This window comes from Nocardia pseudovaccinii, from assembly GCF_050942345.1.
GTDB classification, from domain to species: domain Bacteria; phylum Actinomycetota; class Actinomycetes; order Mycobacteriales; family Mycobacteriaceae; genus Nocardia; species Nocardia pseudovaccinii.
Genome location: NZ_CP192074.1, coordinates 8460598 through 8478922, shown reverse-complemented (window position 1 = coordinate 8478922; position 18325 = coordinate 8460598). Strand labels below are relative to the sequence as shown.

21 protein-coding genes are annotated in these 18325 nt (G+C 66.0%); 14 read left to right on the top strand and 7 right to left on the bottom strand.

Annotation, left to right across the window (positions count from 1 at the left end; translation table 11 throughout):
• Window positions 1-6: 6 nt before the first annotated feature.
• The 4 genes from ACQPZ2_RS38280 (at window position 7) to rdgB (ending at window position 2981) form a co-directional block, all read left to right on the top strand.
• A complete protein-coding gene (locus ACQPZ2_RS38280) occupies window positions 7-714 on the top strand; it encodes a rhomboid family intramembrane serine protease (protein ID WP_433522866.1) in 708 nt (235 codons plus the stop codon).
• Window positions 715-792: 78 nt separating this feature from the next.
• On the top strand, window positions 793-1557 hold the full coding sequence (locus ACQPZ2_RS38275) for a cyclic nucleotide-degrading phosphodiesterase (protein ID WP_433522865.1): 765 nt from the start codon (window positions 793-795) through the stop codon (window positions 1555-1557).
• 42 nt (window positions 1558-1599) lie between these two features.
• Window positions 1600-2370: a ribonuclease PH gene (rph, locus tag ACQPZ2_RS38270; RefSeq protein ID WP_040687192.1), complete on the top strand. Its 771-nt coding sequence runs from the start codon at window positions 1600-1602 to the stop codon at window positions 2368-2370.
• Entirely contained in the window at window positions 2370-2981 is a 612-nt protein-coding gene (gene rdgB / locus ACQPZ2_RS38265; RefSeq protein ID WP_063044716.1) for an RdgB/HAM1 family non-canonical purine NTP pyrophosphatase, read from the top strand. Before rph ends, rdgB begins: the two co-directional genes overlap by 1 nt.
• Before the next feature lie 383 nt (window positions 2982-3364).
• On the opposite strand, the gene ACQPZ2_RS38260 is transcribed toward rdgB, so the two are convergent.
• The 3 genes from ACQPZ2_RS38260 to ACQPZ2_RS38250 all read right to left on the bottom strand — a co-directional run bounded on the left by ACQPZ2_RS38260 (window position 3365) and on the right by ACQPZ2_RS38250 (window position 5117).
• Complete coding sequence (locus tag ACQPZ2_RS38260; RefSeq protein WP_245567036.1) at window positions 3365-3664, bottom strand: DUF3817 domain-containing protein; 300 nt, start codon at window positions 3662-3664, stop codon at window positions 3365-3367.
• 71 nt (window positions 3665-3735) lie between these two features.
• Window positions 3736-4191, bottom strand: coding sequence for a transcriptional regulator (locus ACQPZ2_RS38255; RefSeq protein ID WP_433522864.1), 456 nt, complete (start codon window positions 4189-4191; stop codon window positions 3736-3738).
• A gap of 50 nt (window positions 4192-4241) precedes the next feature.
• Entirely contained in the window at window positions 4242-5117 is an 876-nt protein-coding gene (locus tag ACQPZ2_RS38250; protein ID WP_433522863.1) for an oxidoreductase, read from the bottom strand.
• Window positions 5118-5258: 141 nt separating this feature from the next.
• Between ACQPZ2_RS38250 and ACQPZ2_RS38245 the strand changes: the two genes are divergently transcribed.
• The 5 genes from ACQPZ2_RS38245 (at window position 5259) to ACQPZ2_RS38225 (ending at window position 10895) form a co-directional block, all read left to right on the top strand.
• Window positions 5259-5906, top strand: coding sequence for a PadR family transcriptional regulator (locus tag ACQPZ2_RS38245; RefSeq protein WP_433522862.1), 648 nt, complete (start codon window positions 5259-5261; stop codon window positions 5904-5906).
• A gap of 180 nt (window positions 5907-6086) precedes the next feature.
• The gene (locus tag ACQPZ2_RS38240) at window positions 6087-7295 is read left to right on the top strand and encodes an FAD-dependent oxidoreductase (protein ID WP_433522861.1); all 1209 of its coding nucleotides are present in this window, start codon (window positions 6087-6089) and stop codon (window positions 7293-7295) included.
• A 106-nt stretch (window positions 7296-7401) separates the two neighbouring features.
• On the top strand, window positions 7402-8166 hold the full coding sequence (locus ACQPZ2_RS38235) for an ABC transporter ATP-binding protein (RefSeq protein WP_040687208.1): 765 nt from the start codon (window positions 7402-7404) through the stop codon (window positions 8164-8166).
• Window positions 8151-9719 (top strand): hypothetical protein, encoded by a 1569-nt coding sequence (locus ACQPZ2_RS38230; protein WP_433522860.1) that lies wholly within the window; start codon window positions 8151-8153, stop codon window positions 9717-9719. The genes ACQPZ2_RS38235 and ACQPZ2_RS38230 overlap by 16 nt, the downstream gene beginning before the upstream one ends.
• Window positions 9720-9971: 252 nt before the next feature.
• On the top strand, window positions 9972-10895 hold the full coding sequence (locus ACQPZ2_RS38225; RefSeq protein ID WP_433522859.1) for a LysR family transcriptional regulator: 924 nt from the start codon (window positions 9972-9974) through the stop codon (window positions 10893-10895).
• Window positions 10896-11139: 244 nt separating this feature from the next.
• Here ACQPZ2_RS38225 and ACQPZ2_RS38220 read toward each other — a convergent pair whose 3' ends face one another.
• Window positions 11140-11946 (bottom strand): helix-turn-helix domain-containing protein, encoded by an 807-nt coding sequence (locus tag ACQPZ2_RS38220; RefSeq protein ID WP_433522858.1) that lies wholly within the window; start codon window positions 11944-11946, stop codon window positions 11140-11142.
• Between the two features lie 123 nt (window positions 11947-12069).
• On the opposite strand from ACQPZ2_RS38220, the gene ACQPZ2_RS38215 reads away from it, so the two are divergent.
• From ACQPZ2_RS38215 to ACQPZ2_RS38205, 3 genes are read left to right on the top strand one after another with little or no spacing between them, the layout of a single operon-like run.
• Entirely contained in the window at window positions 12070-12510 is a 441-nt protein-coding gene (locus tag ACQPZ2_RS38215) for a hypothetical protein (RefSeq protein ID WP_433522857.1), read from the top strand.
• Window positions 12507-12899 (top strand): cupin domain-containing protein, encoded by a 393-nt coding sequence (locus ACQPZ2_RS38210; RefSeq protein ID WP_433522856.1) that lies wholly within the window; start codon window positions 12507-12509, stop codon window positions 12897-12899. The genes ACQPZ2_RS38215 and ACQPZ2_RS38210 overlap by 4 nt, the downstream gene beginning before the upstream one ends.
• The gene (locus tag ACQPZ2_RS38205) at window positions 12896-13915 is read left to right on the top strand and encodes a zinc-dependent alcohol dehydrogenase family protein (protein ID WP_433522855.1); all 1020 of its coding nucleotides are present in this window, start codon (window positions 12896-12898) and stop codon (window positions 13913-13915) included. Before ACQPZ2_RS38210 ends, ACQPZ2_RS38205 begins: the two co-directional genes overlap by 4 nt.
• 6 nt (window positions 13916-13921) lie before the next feature.
• On the opposite strand, the gene ACQPZ2_RS38200 is transcribed toward ACQPZ2_RS38205, so the two are convergent.
• Both ACQPZ2_RS38200 and ACQPZ2_RS38195 read right to left on the bottom strand, forming a co-directional pair.
• On the bottom strand, window positions 13922-14146 hold the full coding sequence (locus ACQPZ2_RS38200; protein WP_433522854.1) for a hypothetical protein: 225 nt from the start codon (window positions 14144-14146) through the stop codon (window positions 13922-13924).
• 35 nt (window positions 14147-14181) lie between these two features.
• The gene (locus ACQPZ2_RS38195; RefSeq protein ID WP_433522853.1) at window positions 14182-14961 is read right to left on the bottom strand and encodes an HNH endonuclease family protein; all 780 of its coding nucleotides are present in this window, start codon (window positions 14959-14961) and stop codon (window positions 14182-14184) included.
• A 624-nt stretch (window positions 14962-15585) separates the two neighbouring features.
• On the opposite strand from ACQPZ2_RS38195, the gene ACQPZ2_RS38190 reads away from it, so the two are divergent.
• Complete coding sequence (locus tag ACQPZ2_RS38190; RefSeq protein WP_433522852.1) at window positions 15586-16458, top strand: haloalkane dehalogenase; 873 nt, start codon at window positions 15586-15588, stop codon at window positions 16456-16458.
• An 84-nt stretch (window positions 16459-16542) separates the two neighbouring features.
• The gene (locus ACQPZ2_RS38185) at window positions 16543-17427 is read left to right on the top strand and encodes an RNA polymerase sigma factor (protein WP_433522851.1); all 885 of its coding nucleotides are present in this window, start codon (window positions 16543-16545) and stop codon (window positions 17425-17427) included.
• Here ACQPZ2_RS38185 and ACQPZ2_RS38180 read toward each other — a convergent pair whose 3' ends face one another.
• Entirely contained in the window at window positions 17428-18315 is an 888-nt protein-coding gene (locus tag ACQPZ2_RS38180) for an oxidoreductase (protein WP_433522850.1), read from the bottom strand.
• Between the last annotated feature and the right edge of the window lie 10 nt (window positions 18316-18325).

The window sequence follows — 18325 nt, the reverse complement described above, 5'->3', positions numbered from 1 at the left end:
GTTGCGATGACCGGCGGTTCGGGAATCGGTTCGTCGTTCGATCCGGAGCGGATCGCCGCACTACGCGCCCAACTGGGGCAACCGATCGGTTCGACTCCCGCGAAGGCGAACAGCTTCGCGCCGGTCAAACAGCTCTGGTTGCGCGCGGGCATCATCATCACCGCATTCGTCGCACTGCTCTACGGCGTCGAAGGCGTCGACGAACTCGACCACAATCAACTCGATTACAACGGCATCGAACCGCGTGAGGCGGACGGTCTGTGGGGCATTCTCTGGGCCCCGGTCCTGCACCACGGCTGGGACCACCTGTTCGCCAATACGCTTCCGGTTATCGTCCTCGGCTTCATCACCCTGCTCGCGGGCATCGGGCGCGGACTCGCCGCCACCGCGATCATCTGGATCGTGGCCGGAGTCGGCGTCTGGCTCACCGGCGCGACCGGGTCGGTGCACCTCGGCGCGTCCTCGCTGATCTTCGGCTGGCTGACCTTCCTTATCTGTCGCGGCTGGTTTGCCCGCAATCTCGTGCAGATCGGCATCGGCCTGGTTGTACTGGCGATTTACGGGTCGGTGCTGTGGGGTGTGCTGCCCGGACAGCCCGGAATCTCTTGGCAGGGGCATCTTTTCGGGGCAATGGGTGGAGTGCTGGCCGGCTGGGTACTCTCTGGTGATGAACGTCGACACCGTCGCGGGGATCGAGCCGGAGTCAATGCGTAGCCGTGGTACTCGCGCGGCGCGCAGCGGAATGTGGGGGATCGGTTCTTGAGTCAGAATTCGTCGTGGGAGCATGGGGGAATGCGCCTTACCGTCCTCGGGTGCTCGGGCAGTGTGTCCGGCCCGGACTCCCCAGCGTCGGGGTACCTACTGACCGGGCCGGATATGTCGCCGGTGGTCATCGATTTCGGACCCGGCGTGCTCGGCGCATTGCAGCGCTATGCCGATCCCGGTGAGGTCGACATCTTCCTCACGCATCTGCATGCCGATCACTGCCTCGATCTGCCCGGACTGCTGGTCTGGCGGCGCTACCACCCGACGCCCCCGGTGGGGCGGGCGATCGTGCGTGGTCCGTCCGATAGCGCGGTGCGCATCGGCAATGCCTCCGCCGAAATCGGCGGTGAATGCGACGACTGGTCCGACGTCATCGATCACCAGACGTGGGTCGACGGCGAGGCGGTCGAATTCGGTCCTGGCCATACAGTGCTCGCGCGTCGGATGTATCACCCGCCGGAGTCGTACGGGCTGCGCATCGCGACCGCGTCCGGGCGGACCTTCGTCTACACCGGCGATACCGCGATGTGCGATGCGGTTCTCGAACTCGCGCAGGGCGCCGACCTTCTCATGTCGGAGGCGTCGTGGACGCACGACCCGGCCAACCGGCCCCCCGGCATTCATCTCTCCGGCACCGAGGCGGGCATCATCGCCGCCCGTGCGGGCGTGAAAGAGCTGCTGCTCACCCACATTCCGCCGTGGACCTCCCGCGAGGACGTGATCGCGGAGGCGAAGGCGCAGTTCTCCGGACCGGTGCACGCCGTCGCACCGGGCGAAACCTTCGACATCTGACCGGTTGCCGCGCGCGGTAAGCCATGTGACTAGGCTTGGCGCGTGTCGAGACGAGCCGATGGCAGGGCGGACGATGAGCTCCGCGAGGTACGGATCACCCGTGGTTTCACCACGCATCCAGCCGGTTCGGTGCTGGTGGAGTTCGGGCAGACCCGGGTGATGTGCACCGCGAGCGTCACCGAGGGCGTGCCCCCGTGGCGTCGCGATTCCGGGCTCGGCTGGCTCACCGCCGAATACGCGATGCTGCCCGCGGCCACCCATACCCGCAGCGGGCGGGAATCGGTGAAGGGCAAGGTCGGCGGGCGCACCCAGGAGATCAGCCGGTTGGTCGGCCGGTCGCTGCGCGCATGCATCGACCTGGCTGCCATCGGCGAGAACACCATTGCCATCGACTGCGATGTGCTGCAGGCCGACGGTGGCACGCGGACCGCGGCCATCACCGGCGCGTATGTCGCGCTCTCGGATGCGGTGACTTACCTCGGCGCGGCGGGCGGATTGGCCGACCCGCAGCCGATCTCGTGTGCGATCGCCGCGGTGAGCGTCGGCGTCGTCGACGGCCGGGTGCGGTTGGACCTGCCGTACGAAGAGGATTCGCGCGCCGAGGTCGATATGAATGTGGTTGCCACCGATACCGGCACCCTGGTGGAGATTCAGGGCACCGGTGAAGGCGCCACCTTCCCGCGCTCCACCCTGGACAAGCTGCTCGACTCCGCACTCGCGGGATGCGACCGGCTGTTCGCCATCCAGAAAGAGGCGCTCGCACTGCCGTATCCGGGTGTGCTGCCGCAGCCTGCCGAGTCGAAGAAGAAGTGATGTCGCGCCGCGTCCTGGTCGCCAGTCGCAATGCCAAGAAGTTGAACGAACTGCGTCGGATTCTCGCCGATGCGGGTATCGCGGGCATCGAGATCGTCGGACTCGGCGATGTGCCCGCCTACGACGAGGCGCCCGAGACCGGCGCGACCTTCGAGGAGAATGCGCTGGCGAAGGCGCGCGATGGCGCCGCCGCCACCGGATTGCCTTGTGTCGCAGACGATTCCGGTATCGCGGTGGACGCGTTGAACGGGATGCCCGGTGTGCTGTCCGCGCGCTGGTCCGGGGGGCACGGCGATGATGCGGCCAATAACGCGCTGCTGCTCGCGCAACTCGGTGACGTTCCGGACGAGCGGCGCGGTGCACAGTTCGTTTCCACCTGTGCGCTGGTGGTGCCCGGTGGTACCGAGATCGTGGTGCGCGGTGAATGGCCCGGTGCGATCGGCCGGAAACCGGTGGGTGACGGCGGTTTCGGCTACGACCCGCTGTTCATTCCGGCGGGCGGCGATATCACCGCTGCTCAGCTGACCCCCGCTGAGAAGGACGCCGTATCTCACCGCGGACGCGCGCTCACCCAACTTCTCCCCGCGCTCGCGGCCCTCGCCGAGTCCTGAATCAGCGGCACCCTCGGGGCCACAACGGATGCGGATCCCGGCGACGGATGTGCGCCGCGCAACGGGTGCTGTTCTCCGGCCATGGAGGCGGATCCCGACGACGCGTGCGGGCGCCGGGTTCGGCTCCACAGCGGGTGTGGATCCGGCGACAGGCGTGGGCCACGCGACGGGTACGGGCCGCACCACGCGTGTTGACCCGCGACAGGTGCGGATCCCGGCGAAAGGTGGCTGGTCCAAGCGCTGGGGCTGAACTCGGGGCTGTGGGAAGTGTGCGGATCCCGGCGAAGGGGCTGGCCCATAGCGGGTGCGGATACGGACGACGGGTGTAGGCCCAACTCCGAATGCCGCACCCCGCTAAGGGTGCGGCATTCGGAGCGATCCGGTCAGAGGTTGAAGTCTTGCTTGACCTTGTTCGCGTTGACGTGTTCGACGAAGAAGGACAGCAGCGGGATGGTGCCTGCGATCAGGGTGCCGACGGTGCGCGGGATCGGCCAGCGCACCTTGACCGCGAGGTCGGCGGTGACCAGCAGGTAGACGAAGTAGACCCAGCCGTGCACGACCGCGATCCAGTTCGGGGTGTGCACATCGAAGCCGTACTTGGCGATCATTTCGCCGGTCAGCAGCAGCAGCCACAGACCAGTCGTCCAGGCGAGCACACGGTAGCGCAGCAGCGCGGGCTTGATCTTCGCGACGTTCGTGGCCGTCGGCTCGGGGGTGAGCGTCGCGGCGGATTCGGTCGAGTTCTCGCTGGTGGTCAACCGGCGCTCCTGTGTGTGTCGTGGGCCAGGCCCGCATCCCGGACGTGTTGGTCGATATCTTGGGCGTGCAGCTCGGCCAGATATTTGTTGTATTCGGCGAGCACCGGATCATCGTCGCGGGCAGCCTTTGGCCGCTCGGGCAGCAGTCCGGCCGGAATCTCGCGCGGTGCATCGACTTTCGCGGGTCGGCGCGCCTTCGCGGGAGCCGGTTCGGCTTCCGGCTCCTTATCCGCTTCCGATTCCAGCCGCACGAACCGGAAGTACGCGAAGACCGCGAACCCCGCGAACAGCGGCCACTGCAATGCGTAGCCGAGATTCTGACCGGTGCCGCTCGCGGATTCGAACCGCTCCCACTGCCACCATCCCAATGCCAGGCAGGCGAGGGCGGCCACGATCACCAGCACGATGAGGGCCGGGCGATTGTGTGCCGAGCGGCGAGGTGGAGCGGACACGCATACCACGGTACCCGTCTACTACACGATACGTAGGAGCAGGTCGGGCCTCAGAATTTGTAGGTGACCCCGGTCATGCGCTCGGATTCCTCCCACAGGCGGCGCAGCAGTTCCGGATTGTTCGACAGCTTGCTCGACGGCGAGGGCTCGACCGGGCCCTGGCTCTGGAACAACCGGTTCGGACCCCAGTAGGTGGTGGGGTCGGCATCGGGCATGGTGGCCGCGAACAGCGTGGAGTGGGCGGCCTTGGCCGGGGGATGGCCGATGATGCGGATGAAGGGTTTGCTGATCCGGTCCAGTGGGGTTTCGGTCCTGGCGAACAGATCGGTCGCCGAGACGCCCGGGTGCACCGCGTAGGAGCGCTTGTCGGAGCCCGCTTCGGTGAGTCGCCGCTGCAGTTCGCGGGCGAACATGAGGTTGGCCAGCTTGGACTGGGCGTAGGCGAGATTGCGCTGGTAGCGGCGGTTCTCGTAGTTGAGATCGTCGATCCACAGTTTCGGGGTCTGCTTGTGCGCGATGCTCGCCAGGCTCACCACCCGGTCCCGGAGGCGATCCAACAGCAGTCCGGTCAGCGCGAAATGTCCGAGGTGGTTGACGCCGAACTGAGTCTCGAACCCGTCCTTGGTGCGGGAGAACGGAATGTTCATCAGACCGGCATTATTGATGAGCACATCGAATTCGCCGGTCTTGGCGGCGAATTCGCGCACCGATGCCAGATCCGCCAGATCCAATTGCTCGACCCGGACGTCGCCGTCGATCCGGTCGGCGATCGGCTGCGCCTTCGCGACATTGCGGCAGGCCATGATCACGGTGCCGCCCTTGCTCGCCAGCGCCGTGGTTGTCTCGACGCCGAGGCCGCCGTTGGCTCCGGTGACGACAAAGGTGCGCCCACTCTGGTCGGGCATATCTTTCGGGTTCCATGCCATGAGCCGACCTTACTCTGGAGTAAGTTACGGCGGAAGAGCGACACGCGATCTGGACCTGCGGGGAGCGCGAGCCTGTCTGCGACCAGTACTTGTGCCCGAATACTCGTGGACGTATATTCGTATACGAGTAAGGAGGTGTCCATGGCCACGAAGCGCAAGGTGAACAATCTGCTGGCGCTGGCGGTGCTCGCGACCGTCATCGAACGGCCGATGCACCGCTACGAAATCGCCTCGCAGATGCGTGAGCGCGGTAAGGACCGCGATATGGACATCAAATGGGGCTCGCTCTACACCGTCGTGCAGAACATGGAGAAGGCGGGCTTTCTCGAGGTCGTCGGCAATGAGCGCGACGGTGCTCGGCCGGAACGCACGATCTATGCGATAACCGATGCCGGTCGCGCCGAAATGGCGGACTGGACAAGGGAATTGATTGCCGAGCCGACTCCGGAACACCACCGGTTCACGGCCGGACTCTCCGTCGTGGCGGCATTGCCGCCGGATGAAGTCGTCGAGTTGCTCGGCCGGCGCATCGACGCGCTGGGTCGCACCATCGAAGCTGCGCGCCGAGAACTCGATCAACTCGCGGCTGCCAATCTGCCCAGGCTGTTCGTCGTCGAAGCCGAATACGGTGTGGCGATGCTGGAGGCCGAGGTGGCATGGGCCGCGGCGCTGCGTGACGAGATCGCCGCCGGCGCTTTCCCCGGTGTCGATCTGTGGCGGCATATGCATGCCGTCGGCATGACGCCCGCCGAGGTCACGGAGGTGGTGGAAAGGGGGATGACGGATTAGAGACCGAGCCCGGCGGGGTGCGGCAACACCGCCGCCGAGCTCGATGTAACCGTCTCGAACCGTGTCCGCATGCGCGCACCCGGCTACAAGGCTGGCAACCACAGGATAACTGGGTGTGCGGTGGGGCGGTCGGTTCGGGCTTTCGAAGAAACCCGCATCGCACATAACTGGAGTACACCCATGTCCAAAACAGAAACGGCCATCGTTATCGGCGGTGGTATCGCCGGACCCGTCACGGCCACCGCATTGCACAAGGCGGGCATTGCCGCTCGCGTCTACGAGGCCTATCCAGGTCCTACCTACGGCATCGGCAGCGGGCTGGCATTGGCGCCGAATGGTGTTGCCGCGCTCGACATTGTCGGTGCAGGCGACCTCGTTCGTGAGATTGCGAGTCCGATATCGCATACCCAGCTGTCGGTCGGCGGCAAAGTGCTGCGGATGCCGGAAATGCCGGACGTTCCGTCGTTGAAGATGGTCGACCGCAATGAATTGCACCGGACGCTGCACGATCACGCGGTCGCCGCCGGTGTTCCTTTCGAATACAACAAGCGACTCGTGCGCGTCGAGGAGGACGCTGACGGTGTCACCGCGCATTTCGCCGATGGCAGCCGCGCGACCGCCGATGTGCTGATCGGCGCGGACGGTATTCGATCCACGGTGCGCGGTCTCATCGACCCGGATAATCCGGGACCGGAGTACACCGGGATGATCGGATTCGGCGCGATTGTCGACGGTGATTTCGGAATTCCCCCCGAGACAATGGTTTTCGCATTCGGGAAGAAGGCGTACTACCTCTACGGAGTCGTCGACGGCAATAGGGTCATGTGGGGTGCGAATCTGCCACACAAGGAGTATCTGTCGCTGACCGAGGCGCGTGCGATTCCGGCCGAGCACTGGTTGGCCATCCTGCGGGAGACCTATGCCGAGGACACCCCGGGCGGTGAATTCGCCCGCAGGACCACGGCGGAAAGCCTGGAAACGACTGGGGCACTGCACATTATGCCGCCGGTGCCGACCTGGTATCGGGGGCGCATGGTGCTGGTCGGGGATTCGGTGCATGCGCCGTCCAACAGTTCGGGTCAGGGTGCGTCGCTGGCTATCGAGAGTGCGGTGCAGTTGGCGCGCTGTCTGCGGGACCTGCCGGATCACACCTCGGCCTTCGCGGCCTATGAGGGGGTGCGGCGGCCGCGGGTGGAGGCTGTCGCGGCGCGGGCGCGCAAGATCAACCACAGCAAGACGCCGGGGCCGGTGGCCCGCCGGATGATGTCCATGCTGATGCCGCTGCTGATCAAAGGGATGAACCCGGAGAAGACCATGGGGGTCGAGCAGCGGTATCGGATCGATTGGGATGCGCCGGTGCAGCAGGAGGTGGCGACTGTGCGGGTGTAGGGCTGGTGCCGCCTGCCTCTTGCAGGGGCAGGCGGCATTATTTTCGAACCCGATGGCCGGTTCGTCCGTAACGTAGGAGATGGGAAACCGAACACCAGGGGGATAGATGGTGCATACCGATCCTGCGCTGCAGTTGACCGGGCTCTATAAGCGATTCGGCGGTCCGTGGGTGGTCGACGATGTCGGCCTCACCGTGCCGCCGGGCTCGTTCTTCGGGCTGGTCGGCCCGAACGGTGCGGGCAAGACGACCACCCTGTCGATGGCCTGCGGACTGTTACGGCCGGACGCCGGACAGGCGCGGATCTTCGGCGTCGATGTGTGGGCCGATCCGATCGCGGCGAAGACTTTGGCGGGCGTATTGCCGGATGGACTCGCCCTGCCGGAGCGCCTGACGGGCCGAGAACTGTTGACCTACACCGGTTTACTGCGCGGACTGCCCGCGAATACGGTGGCCGAACGTGCCGAGGAATTGCTCGGAGTTTTCGAATTGACCGGTGCCGAACGGACGCTCGTCGTCGACTACTCCGCGGGCATGCGCAAGAAGATCGGGTTGGCGACGGCGCTGCTGCACGCACCGAAACTGCTGGTGCTCGACGAACCGTTCGAGGCCGTCGATCCGGTATCGGCGAGCACGATTCGCACCATTCTGCAGCGGTTCGTCGCGGCGGGCGGCGCGGTGGTGCTGTCGAGTCATGTGATGGCGCTGGTGGAGAATCTGTGCGATCGGGTCGCGGTGATCACCGCCGGGCGGGTGGTGGCCGCGGGGACGCTCGACGAAGTGCGCGGGGACAGCACCTTGGAGACGGCGTTCGTACATCTGGTCGGCGGCCGGGTCGGCGGGGAGGACGGGCTGTCGTGGTTGGCGTCCTGATTCGGATGCGGTTGTTGCTGACCAAGCGCGCGCTGGGCAATGGCTGGCAGGGTGTCACGTTCGTCAGCGGTGTGATCATCGGTCTGGTGTTCGCGCTCGGCACAGCGGGTCTCATCGGATTCGGGGTGCGGGACGGTGATGTGGCCGGTGGCATCACGGTGGCCGCCGCATGGTTCGGGATATGGACGCTCGGCTGGCTGTGCGGTCCGGTATTGATGGGCAGCAGCGATGAGACCGTGCAGCCCGAACATCTGCGGCTGTTGCCGCTGAGTCATCGGCAGTTGGCTACCGGGTTATTGGCGGCGGCCTTCGTCGGGCCCGCGCCGGTGATCAATCTGCTCGCTTTCTCCGGACTGATTGTGCTTGCGGCGCAACTGAGTTGGAGTGCCACCGCGGTGGCGCTGGTCGGTGTGGTGCTGCAGTTGATATTCGTGGTTGTGCTCTCGCGGGTAGTGCTGGCGTGGATCGGTGCCGCGATGCGTTCGCGGAGGGGGCGCGATCTCGGGGTACTGCTCGCCGGTCTTGCCGGGTTGGCCTACTATCCGATGAGTTTACTGCTGAATCATGTGGATTCGGTGCGGGAATCGGCACCGTGGTTGGCGAATGTATTGCGCGCCTTGCCATCCGGGTGGGCACCTGTTGCGGTAGGGGCAGCCGCGCGCGGCGATTGGCTGATGGCGCTCGGCGCGTTGGCCGGATTGCTGGCCTTGACGGCGGTGCTGTGGCAGGCATGGTCGGTGCTGTTGCGGCGGCGGCTGACCGCACCGCTGGATTCGGTATCCGGCACGGGCGGGCGTGGGATGCTGCTCGGCCGGGTGCGGACGTCCGGGCCGGTGGGTGCGGTGGTGATCAAGGAGTTGCGGACGTGGTCTCGCGACAGTCGACGCCGGGCGGCGCTATTGCCCTTGCTGCTGGTAGGGGCTCTGCTGCCGGTCTTTCCGGCAATACAGGGCAACGGCTCGGACGGTGCGGTGTTCGCGGGTGTGAGTGCCGCGTGGTTCGCGGGCCTGGCCGTCAACAATCTCTACGGCTACGACGGAACCGCGCTCTGGCAGACGTTGGTGACGCCCGGCGCGGTGCGCGCCGATGTGCGGGGGCGGCTGCTGGCCCTGCTGCTGGTGATCGGCTTGCCGTCCGTGCTGCTGGCCGTGGTTTTGCCGGGTGCGCTCGGCCGCTGGTCGATGTACCCGTGGACGCTGTCGACGCTGTTCGCCGTGCTCGGCGTCGGCGCGGGATCGGCCGTATTCCTGTCGGTAATCGCGGCCTACCCGCTACCGCCGCGTACCGGAAACCCCTTCGCATCCTCCGGAAATCCAGGCTGCGCAAAGGCTTTGGTGCAAATCGCCGCCAGCCTGGGCCAACTGGTCGCGTTGATCCCGGTCCTGATCGTGCTGATCATCGGCCTGGCCCTCGACCTGACCTCCGTGCTGTGGCTGGCCCTGCCGGTCGGGATCGCGATCGGGATCATCGGGGCAATTGTCGGTGCACGCCTCGCCGAGGAGCGGTTGTCCGCTCGTGGACCGGAGGTCCTTGCGGCGGTGCAACCGCGTTGATGCCGGTCAGGAACGCGCTCGGTATTGCGGGTGTGGTCGTGTGCATGCGAGCAGCGGATGGTCTGGAGACCGGAAGCTCGGGGAGTCGTGTAGTAGCGTCGACGATTGCGCTCACGCGGCAGCTAGCGCCGCGTCCAGCTGGCTTCTGAGCAGTCTGGCCCAGAGGTCATGGCGGGGATTCGGGCGAGGGGCGGAGGGGTGTGGGATCGGTGATCGGCTGATCGAGTATTGGGAGAGAAATACACTTGTTGGGTGGGCGATAGGGATTCCGATGGCAGTCTCGATCTGAATCAGCTGCGGACGTTCCTGGCGGTGCATCGTGCCGGATCCGTTACGGCGGGGGCGCGGTTGGTGGGGCTGTCGCAGCCGACGGTGACGACGCAGTTGCAGGCGCTGGAGAAGCGGCTGGGGTATCGGCTGTTCGAGCGCTTGCCACGCGGGGTGGCGTCGACCACCGCTGCCGTGGAGCTGGCGGCGCGGGTCGGCGGGCCGTTGGATGCGCTCGACGGGGTTACGGTGCGGGCCGAACCGGCCGAACCGGTGCCACAGCCGCCGGTGCGCTTGGCCGGACCCGCCGAATTGCTTGCGGTGCAGGCACTTCCGGCCCTCGCACCGTTGATCGAGCGCGGTGTGCGGCTGACGGTCACCGCGGGTCTTTCCGAGGAGCTGCTGGCCGGACTCCGCGCCGGACACTACGACCTCATCGTGTCCACGGTGCGCCCCCGCGGCCGCGCTTTGGTCGCCGAGCCGCTCGCGGACGAGGAATTCGTTCTGGTCGCCGCCCCCCAACTGGCCGCCCGCATCGATACCGCGAGACTGCGCACCGACGGACCCACCGTCCTCACCGGTCTACCCCTGGTCAGCTACTCGGCCGAGCTCCCCATTCTCCGCCGCTATTGGCGACACGTCTTCGGCGTCCGCCTCGCCGCCGAAGCCGCAGTAGTGGTCGCCGACCTGCGCGCCATCACCGCAACCATCGCCGCAGGGGCGGGCATCAGCGTCCTCCCGCGCTACCTCTGTGCACCCGAACTCGCCGCAGGCACCCTGGTCCCCCTACTCGAACCCGACGACCCGCCCATCAACACCGGCTTCCTGGTCCGCCGCCCCGGCACCACCTCCCGCCCCCACATAGACCTGGTCCACAACCACCTTCGTTCCGCCGCCCGAGCCTGGTGAACCCCGCGCCGACGTGGACGTCGCCGCCAAAGTCCGCCCGGCGGGTCGGTCCGCGGTCGATTGCGAGCCGCCGGGCGGCCAGGGGATTTGCTGCTGAGGTGACTGACGCTGACGCCAGCACTGGGCCAAGGTCTGCTGTCCAGCGGTGCCCCGGGTTGCAGAGCCGGGTGTCGATGCCGACGGTTGTCGAGCCGAGATCGGCCGCTGCGTCGGCGCCTCCGAGTTCACATCGCGCGACAAAACGCTAGTTGGCGTGTGCTCGGCGCTGTTCGGAGCGGCGGCGGAGGAATTCGGCGGTTCGGTCGTCGGCGGGGAGGAAGGCTTCGAGGTGGAGTTCGGAGAGGGTTATGTCCACCGCGGTCGCGAAGCTGGTGATGGTGGTGATGAGGCGGAGTTCGCCGTCGGGGCTGGTCAGGCGTAGGGGGACGGCGAAGCCGAGGTGGTCGGGGCCGGGGGTGGCGGCGGGGAGGTAGCTTTCGAGTTCGGCGATGAAGTCGTCGAGGTGGGGGTCGGGGCTGCGCAGGGCCTTGCCGCGCAGGCTTTCGGTGACGTGGCGGCCCCATTCGGGCAGATTCAGCACGCGTCGTGCCAGGCCGTCGGGGTGCAGGGCGAGGCGCAGGACATTGATCGGCGGGGTGATCAGTTCCACCGCGGCCCCCTCGGTGAGGATATCGAAGGCGGCATTGGCGGCGACCAGTTCGCCGTATGGGCGGGTGACGACCGCGGGATAGGGCATGTGCCCCTCGAGAATGCATTCCAATGCGACCCGCACCGGGCCCAATTCCGGTGTGTCCAGGTCGGATTCGGGAAAGATCGGGGCATAACCAGCGGCGAGCAGCAGTGCATTGCGCTCGCGTAGCGACAACTCCAGCGATTCGGCCAGCCGCACCACCATGGTGCGGCCCGGACGCGAGCGGCCCTGCTCCAGGAAGCTCAGGTAGCGCTGGCTGGTGTCCGCGCGAATGGCCAGATCGAGCTGGCTCACATGTCGCTGCGTGCGCCAGTGCCGCAACTGCTGAGCGAACGGATTCGGCTCCACCACTGTCGTCATGAGTTCAGTGATATCCGACCCGCGGTGTCCGCGCCATTCCCCGGAGGGAATCACCGAACCCGCATCGGCTTCATTCCCTGGAGGGAATCGCGCCGCAGCGCCGCGCTCGCAAAACTCGGTGCCATGAGCAACCGAGTTGACAACAACCTGGCCCACTTCGCAGAGCGCTACATGGCCCAGTGGAACGAATCCGATCCGGCGATCCGCCGCAAGATGATCGAGGAGATCTGGGCGCCCGCCGGTGCGCAGACTCTGGTCGACCCGCCGGTGGAGATCCGCGAGGCGGCGGCGAACCTGAATTTCGCCGTCCCCGCCCTGGAAGTGCGCGGCCACGACGCGATGGATGCCCGGGTGTCCCGCGCCTACGAGATGTTCGTGGCACCCGGCGAGTACACCTTCGAGGTGGGCGTTGCCACCCGGCTGCCCGCTGGTCTGATCGGCCTGCCCTGGTCGATGATTTCGCGGGCCGACGGCTCCGTCGCGGGCGGCGGTTACGAGGTGATCGGCCTCGACTCCGACGGCCGCATCACCTTCGATCACCAATTCATCGAAGGTGTGCGGTGACCGACGGCGCGACCTTGCGGTTCAGTCGAATCGTGCGCACTGCGGACGGCGGCTCCCGATTCGTCGATGCGGAACTCGCATTGACGGGACGAACCGTCGCCGCAGGCGTACCCGCGATGGCCGTCGCCGGAATGTCGGCGGCGGCGACCGTAACCTACTTGCGCAGTGCGCAATTCGACAGCGAACCGCATCCCGCTCCGGTGCGGCAGTGGGTCGTGATGCTGCGCGGCGTGATCGAAGTGACGACGAGCGACGGCGCTCGGCGCAGATTCGGGCCCGGCGACCTGGTCCATGTCGAGGACACCGACGGCCACGGCCACATCACCACCGGTATCGGAGAAGCGCCCTTCGAGGCGCTGTTCGTGCCCACCACAGGAAGCAGATCATGAAAGCCATTGCCTACCACCTCGATCCACTACAGGGCCTCGCCGGTTTGACCGTCCGAGACCAGGAACTGCCGCAGCCGGGACCGAATCAGGTGGTCATCCGGGTGCGCGCGGCCTCGCTGAACCGGCGGGACCTCATGCTCATGGACGGCATCTACCCGCTGCCCGCCACCCCGGGCATCATCCCGCTGTCCGATGGCGTCGGTGAGGTCATCGCGGTGGGCGACAACGTGACTCGCGCCGCCCTCGGCGACCGGGTAACCGCGTCGTACTTCGTGCGTTTCATCAACGGCCCGCAGCGGTTGGCGCAGGTCGCCGAGCAGTACGGCGCCAACTTCAACGGGATGCTCGCCACCTACGCGGTGCTCGAAGAGGATTCGGTGGTGCATGTCCCCGACCACCTCACAGATGTCGAGGCGGCCACGCTGACCTGCGCGGGAGTCGTCGCATGGGCCGCGCTGACCACACCGGTACCGGTGTCTCCGGACCAGACGGTACTGACTGTCGGCAGCGGTACCGTCGCGTTATTCGCCGTGCAGCACGCGAAAGTGCTCGGCGCACGGGTCATTTCGATCACCTCCGGCCCGGATAAGGCCGAGCGGCTGCACAAGCTCGGCGCGGACGAGACCATCGACCGCAATGCGACGCCCGACTGGGACGAGAAGGTACTCGAACTCACCGACGGCCACGGCGTCGAACATGTGGTGGAGGCCGTCGGACTGCCCACCCTGTCGAAATCGGTGCGCTCCGCGGGCTACAACGCGATGATCACCATGATCGGCGCCACGCAACTGGCGGAAGGCGAGGCATTCGAGAATCCGTTCGTCGGACCGTATCTCGCGATCCGCCGGATCGCGGTCGGCAGCCGGGACGATTTCGAGGCGATGAACCGCACCATCACCGCACACCGCATGCGCCCGGTCATCGATCGAACATTTCCGCTCGACCAGGCGGTGCAGGCGTACCGCTACTTCCGCGAGGACAATCCGTTCGGCAAGGTCGTCATCACCATGCCGTAGTCCGGATCAGGCCTCGAAGGGCACGGTATTGCCTGCCGCATCGCGGGTTCCGGCGGTGGCTTCGATGGCGGCCGCCAGCTCGGTGACGGTGGTCCAGGTGCGCGGCGGCTCCGCCTCGAGATTGCCGATGGTGTACCAGGTCTCGGTCTTGCGGTAGCGAACCAGACCTTTACCCGCCGCATCGACGGTCACATCGAGCTCGCCGGAGACCGTCCCTTCCTCTTCGGTCATGACGGCCGCCCTGGCGGAAATCTCGATGATGTCGCTTATTTGAACTCTCCTCGACTCACGCAGTCGGCGACTGCGTTGCGCAGTGCGGTGTGTTCGGCGGGATCAACGTTCAGCGCGTATTTTACTTTGATCTTGACGTAATGCTCGAGATAGCCACACCGGAATTTTCCCGGCGGCAGATAGTTCGCGGCGTCCTGGTCACCCTTGGACCGATTGGCCGAGGGATCGGAGGCGATCAGATTGACGGCGTCGTTGGCGATCCGCCGACGGGTATCTTCATCGCGCTTATTCGCACCCGAACGCCAGGCCTCGGCCAGCGGCACGATGTGTTCGGCGTCGACACCGGCCGGGTCGGTTATGAACTTGTACGGCTTGAGTTTTCCGGTCTTCGAGTCCATGACGCCGTACTGGTCCTGCCAGCCACCACCCTTACCCACCGTGAGCTCACACGTCTTCGGGTCGAGTTTGACCGATCCTGTCGCGTCCCTGAGCATCATCACGTCACGGCTGGTGCACTTGCTGTACTGCGCGAAATCGGGGCCGAAGCCGTGCTCGGTCTTATTGGTGTCCCAGTGTGGGAACTTCTCCCGGCTGTAGCCTTCCATCGACTCTTCGGGCGCATCGACGAGCTGACCGAGCAGGTCGTTGATGTCCTTGCCGGATACGGTCGCGGCATTCGCGGCATTCGCGGGTCCGGATCCCTTGCCGGTCCGCTCGTCGGTAGAGGAACAGCCAGCTGCGACAACGACAGCCAATACGATGGGTGCACAAACAGCGAGTACGCGACGCGCGGTGCGGGACGACAACCACTTCACAAAGATCGAACTTCCTAGCCTCGCACCGATGAACTTGTCGGGCGTCAAGCTACCTGCGGCCGCTCGTCCCGTATGTGATTGTCGCGTATGACGTTCGGCACAGCTAGTCGAGAAACGCATGGCGTGGCAGGGGGACTCGACGGCAGACATGGAACCACCCCTGACTCGGCGTGCCGGCGCCGTTCCAGGGGTGGTCGTGTCACGAATGAGCTCGTGCGCGGCCGAATGAACGGGCCGGTTGTCCAGGCCGGATGATCCGTTCTCGCGGCGCCACGAGGCTGATGAGGGAAGTCTCGTCGTGCCGTGTCGTACTGCGGATAACTCCTCGTGACGGTCTGTGTGAACTTCATTGTTCTTACGTAGAGAGACAGTAGATCATTCCAGATTCCTTTGCAATCACTTTACTTAAGTCTGAGAATCTCCTGAATGGCGCATCGAACGGTTGAAACATATACGGCTCACATACGGAAGTTAGGTTTACCTGCGGTTGCGCTGAGATCGGCCGTACAGGCGCCTTCCGGGCTGGTGACGAGCGTCACATTCGATGGCGGTCACGGCGCGGCCGAAAACTGTGTCGAAACCGGGTGCAGGCACAAAAAGCCGGATCCAGGAAGGACCCACATCATGGCCACCGTCGACGTTCTCGACTCGTTCATCAACTACACCGACCTCGGTACCGGTTCGGTACCGGTGGTATTCCTGCACGGCAACCCGACCTCATCGCACCTGTGGCGCAATGTGATCCCGCACGTCGCCGATCAAACCCGGGTACTCGCACCGGATCTGATCGGAATGGGTGCGTCCGGGAAGCCGGACAGCGCCTACCGCCTCGCCGATCACGCCCGCTATCTGGATGCCTGGTTCGACGCGCTGGGCCTGGACCAGGTCGTCATCGTCGGCCACGACTGGGGCGGCGCGCTCGGCATGCATTGGGCGGCAGGGCATCCCGAGCGCATCCGGGGCATTGCATTGATCGAGACGTTCCTGCGGCCGATGCGCTGGGAGGAACTCCCGCCGCTCGGCGCCGAACTGTTCCGGAAATTCCGGACGGCCGAGGGGGAGCGAATGGTGCTGGTGGAGAATACGTTCATCGAGTTCAACCTGCCGAAGGGCATTGTCGATCTGAAGCAGGAAGATCACGATGTGTACCGCGCACCCTTCCCGACGCCGGAATCGCGCAAGCCGATGCTGGCCTGGACGCGGGAATTTCCGCTGGAGGGCGAACCCGCCGATGTGGTCGCGCTGGTGGAGAACTACGACCGGTGGGCCGCGGACTCGCCGGAGGTGCCGAAGCTCATCATGGGGCTCGACAATGGCGTCGGCCTCGGTTCGCCGGAGGTGATCGCCTGGGCTGCCGAGACGTTCGCCAGTGCCGAGGTCGTGTCGGTCGGGGAGGCGGGACATCACGCTCCGGAGGATCAGCCCGATGCCATCGGGACCGCCGTCGCGACGTGGTTGCGCGCCCACTCGTTGACAGCGGCGACCGCGAGTGCATGAGCCGGGTGCGCCGCGCGGGTGCGAGTCACCCGCGCGGCGCATATAGGACTTGCGTAACGGCGGATACCGCCGAAGGATTGTGCGGTGGAACCCGAGCTATCGCACCCCGACCCGCCCACGGCAGAAAACACCGAAGACATCGCTCGGGAGCGGGAACTGGTCGATCGGGCGATTGCCGGTGACGCGGCCGCCATCTCGGATGTGGTGCGGCGGCTACAGGATCCGCTGTACCGGCTGGCGCTGCGCATGGTGTGGCGGCCCGCCGAGGCCGAGGATGCGACGCAGGAGATCCTGCTGCGCGTGGTCGGCAATCTCGCGACGTGGCGGGGTGAGGCCAAGCTGCTGACCTGGGCCTACCGGATCGGCGTCAACTATCTGCTGAACCTGAAACGCCAGACGCCCCAGGAGGCGGCGCAGCTCAGCCTCGACGCCTACCGCGACGGTTTGGCGGACGGGCTCGCCGCCGACGACTATCGCGGCCCCGAGGCCGAACTGCTCTCCCATGAGGTGCGGTTGAACTGTACTCAGGCCATGCTGCAGTGCCTGGCCCGCGACGAGCGGGTCGCCTTCGTGCTCGGTGACGTTTTCGAACTCGGTTCCGCCGATGCGGCCTGGATTCTGGGTATCACCGCACCCGCCTTCCGAAAGCGGTTGGAACGCGCCAAGAAACGCATCGGCACATTCCTGAACGCGACCTGCGGGGTGGCAAATCCCGAGGCCTTCTGTCGCTGCTCCCGTCGGGTGGACAAGGCATTGGCGCTGGGGCGCGTCGATCCTGAGCGGCCGGTATTCGCCCGGCATGCGGTGAGTGCGGGCGGCCGCAGCGTCACCGAGGCCGAACAGCAGATGATCCGGCTGCACGACGCCGCGGCGGTAATCCGGCTGCATCCGGATTACGCTGCGCCGCAGGCGAAAATGGACGCGATCGCCGGATTGCTGAATTCGGGCAGATTCCCGATGCTCGACTGATTACGCGTTGGCCGGAAAGCGCACGTCGGTCAGTTCTTCGGATTTGGTCCACAGTGCGGCGGCGAGGTCGGCGTTCGCGGCGGCTGCGCTGCGGCCGACGATCTTCGGGTGACCGCGGAATTCGAACCAGCTGTCCGGGCCGATGTAACTTCCCGGCGGCAACTCCTGGCTGGCGGCGAACAGCGTGGGCAGCGCGCCGAAACTCGCATCCTGGGCGAGCAGTCTATTGCCCGCCTGCATGACCTCGTGCAGGATCCGGTTGCCGGAATGGCCCTGCAGATTCGTTGCGGCCCAACCGGGGTGGGCGCTCAGCGCGAGCCGGGATCCGGATTCGGTGAAGCGCCGCTGTAGTTCGAGGGTGAACAGCAGGTTGGCCAGTTTGGACTGCCCGTAGGCGGCGGCGGAGTTGTAGGACCGGGTTTCCCAGTTGAGGTCGTCGAGGTCGATGCTGCCGCGTCGGTGCGCCTGCGAGGAGACGGTCACCACGCGCTCGGTGATATGCGGCAGTAGCAGATTCGTCAGGGCGAAATGGCCGAGGTGGTTGGTGCCGAATTGGCGTTCGAAACCATCTTTCGTGCGTCCGGCGGGGACCAGCATGATGCCCGCATTGTTCACCAGCACATCGATATCGCCGGACCAGTCCGCGGCGAAGCGGCGAATGGAGGCCAGGTCGGCGAGGTCGAGTTCGCGTACCTCGGTACGACCCGACATGCTCTTCGCCGCTTCCGCGCCGCGCGCGATATCGCGCACCGCGAGCACGACGCGGGCGCCGACGCGGGCCAGTTCGCGGGCCGTCACCAGGCCGATCCCACTGTTGGCGCCGGTGACGACGACGGTGCGGCCGTCGAATCGGGGCAGATCTGCGGAAGTCCACTTGTGGTTCGTCATAGCGCCCAAT

What these genes read in the sequence shown, in the direction of transcription:
- ACQPZ2_RS38180 (WP_433522850.1), bottom strand. Translation starts at nt 18,315, where the DNA reads ATGACGAACCACAAGTGGACTTCCGCAGATCTGCCCCGATTCGACGGC.
- rdgB (WP_063044716.1), top strand. Translation starts at nt 2,370, where the DNA reads ATGTCGCGCCGCGTCCTGGTCGCCAGTCGCAATGCCAAGAAGTTGAAC.
- ACQPZ2_RS38245 (WP_433522862.1), top strand. Translation starts at nt 5,259, where the DNA reads ATGGCCACGAAGCGCAAGGTGAACAATCTGCTGGCGCTGGCGGTGCTC.
- ACQPZ2_RS38235 (WP_040687208.1), top strand. Translation starts at nt 7,402, where the DNA reads ATGGTGCATACCGATCCTGCGCTGCAGTTGACCGGGCTCTATAAGCGA.
- ACQPZ2_RS38240 (WP_433522861.1), top strand. Translation starts at nt 6,087, where the DNA reads ATGTCCAAAACAGAAACGGCCATCGTTATCGGCGGTGGTATCGCCGGA.
- ACQPZ2_RS38205 (WP_433522855.1), top strand. Translation starts at nt 12,896, where the DNA reads ATGAAAGCCATTGCCTACCACCTCGATCCACTACAGGGCCTCGCCGGT.
- ACQPZ2_RS38215 (WP_433522857.1), top strand. Translation starts at nt 12,070, where the DNA reads ATGAGCAACCGAGTTGACAACAACCTGGCCCACTTCGCAGAGCGCTAC.
- ACQPZ2_RS38190 (WP_433522852.1), top strand. Translation starts at nt 15,586, where the DNA reads ATGGCCACCGTCGACGTTCTCGACTCGTTCATCAACTACACCGACCTC.
- ACQPZ2_RS38280 (WP_433522866.1), top strand. Translation starts at nt 7, where the DNA reads ATGACCGGCGGTTCGGGAATCGGTTCGTCGTTCGATCCGGAGCGGATC.
- ACQPZ2_RS38250 (WP_433522863.1), bottom strand. Translation starts at nt 5,117, where the DNA reads ATGGCATGGAACCCGAAAGATATGCCCGACCAGAGTGGGCGCACCTTT.
- ACQPZ2_RS38275 (WP_433522865.1), top strand. Translation starts at nt 793, where the DNA reads ATGCGCCTTACCGTCCTCGGGTGCTCGGGCAGTGTGTCCGGCCCGGAC.
- ACQPZ2_RS38220 (WP_433522858.1), bottom strand. Translation starts at nt 11,946, where the DNA reads ATGACGACAGTGGTGGAGCCGAATCCGTTCGCTCAGCAGTTGCGGCAC.
- ACQPZ2_RS38200 (WP_433522854.1), bottom strand. Translation starts at nt 14,146, where the DNA reads ATGACCGAAGAGGAAGGGACGGTCTCCGGCGAGCTCGATGTGACCGTC.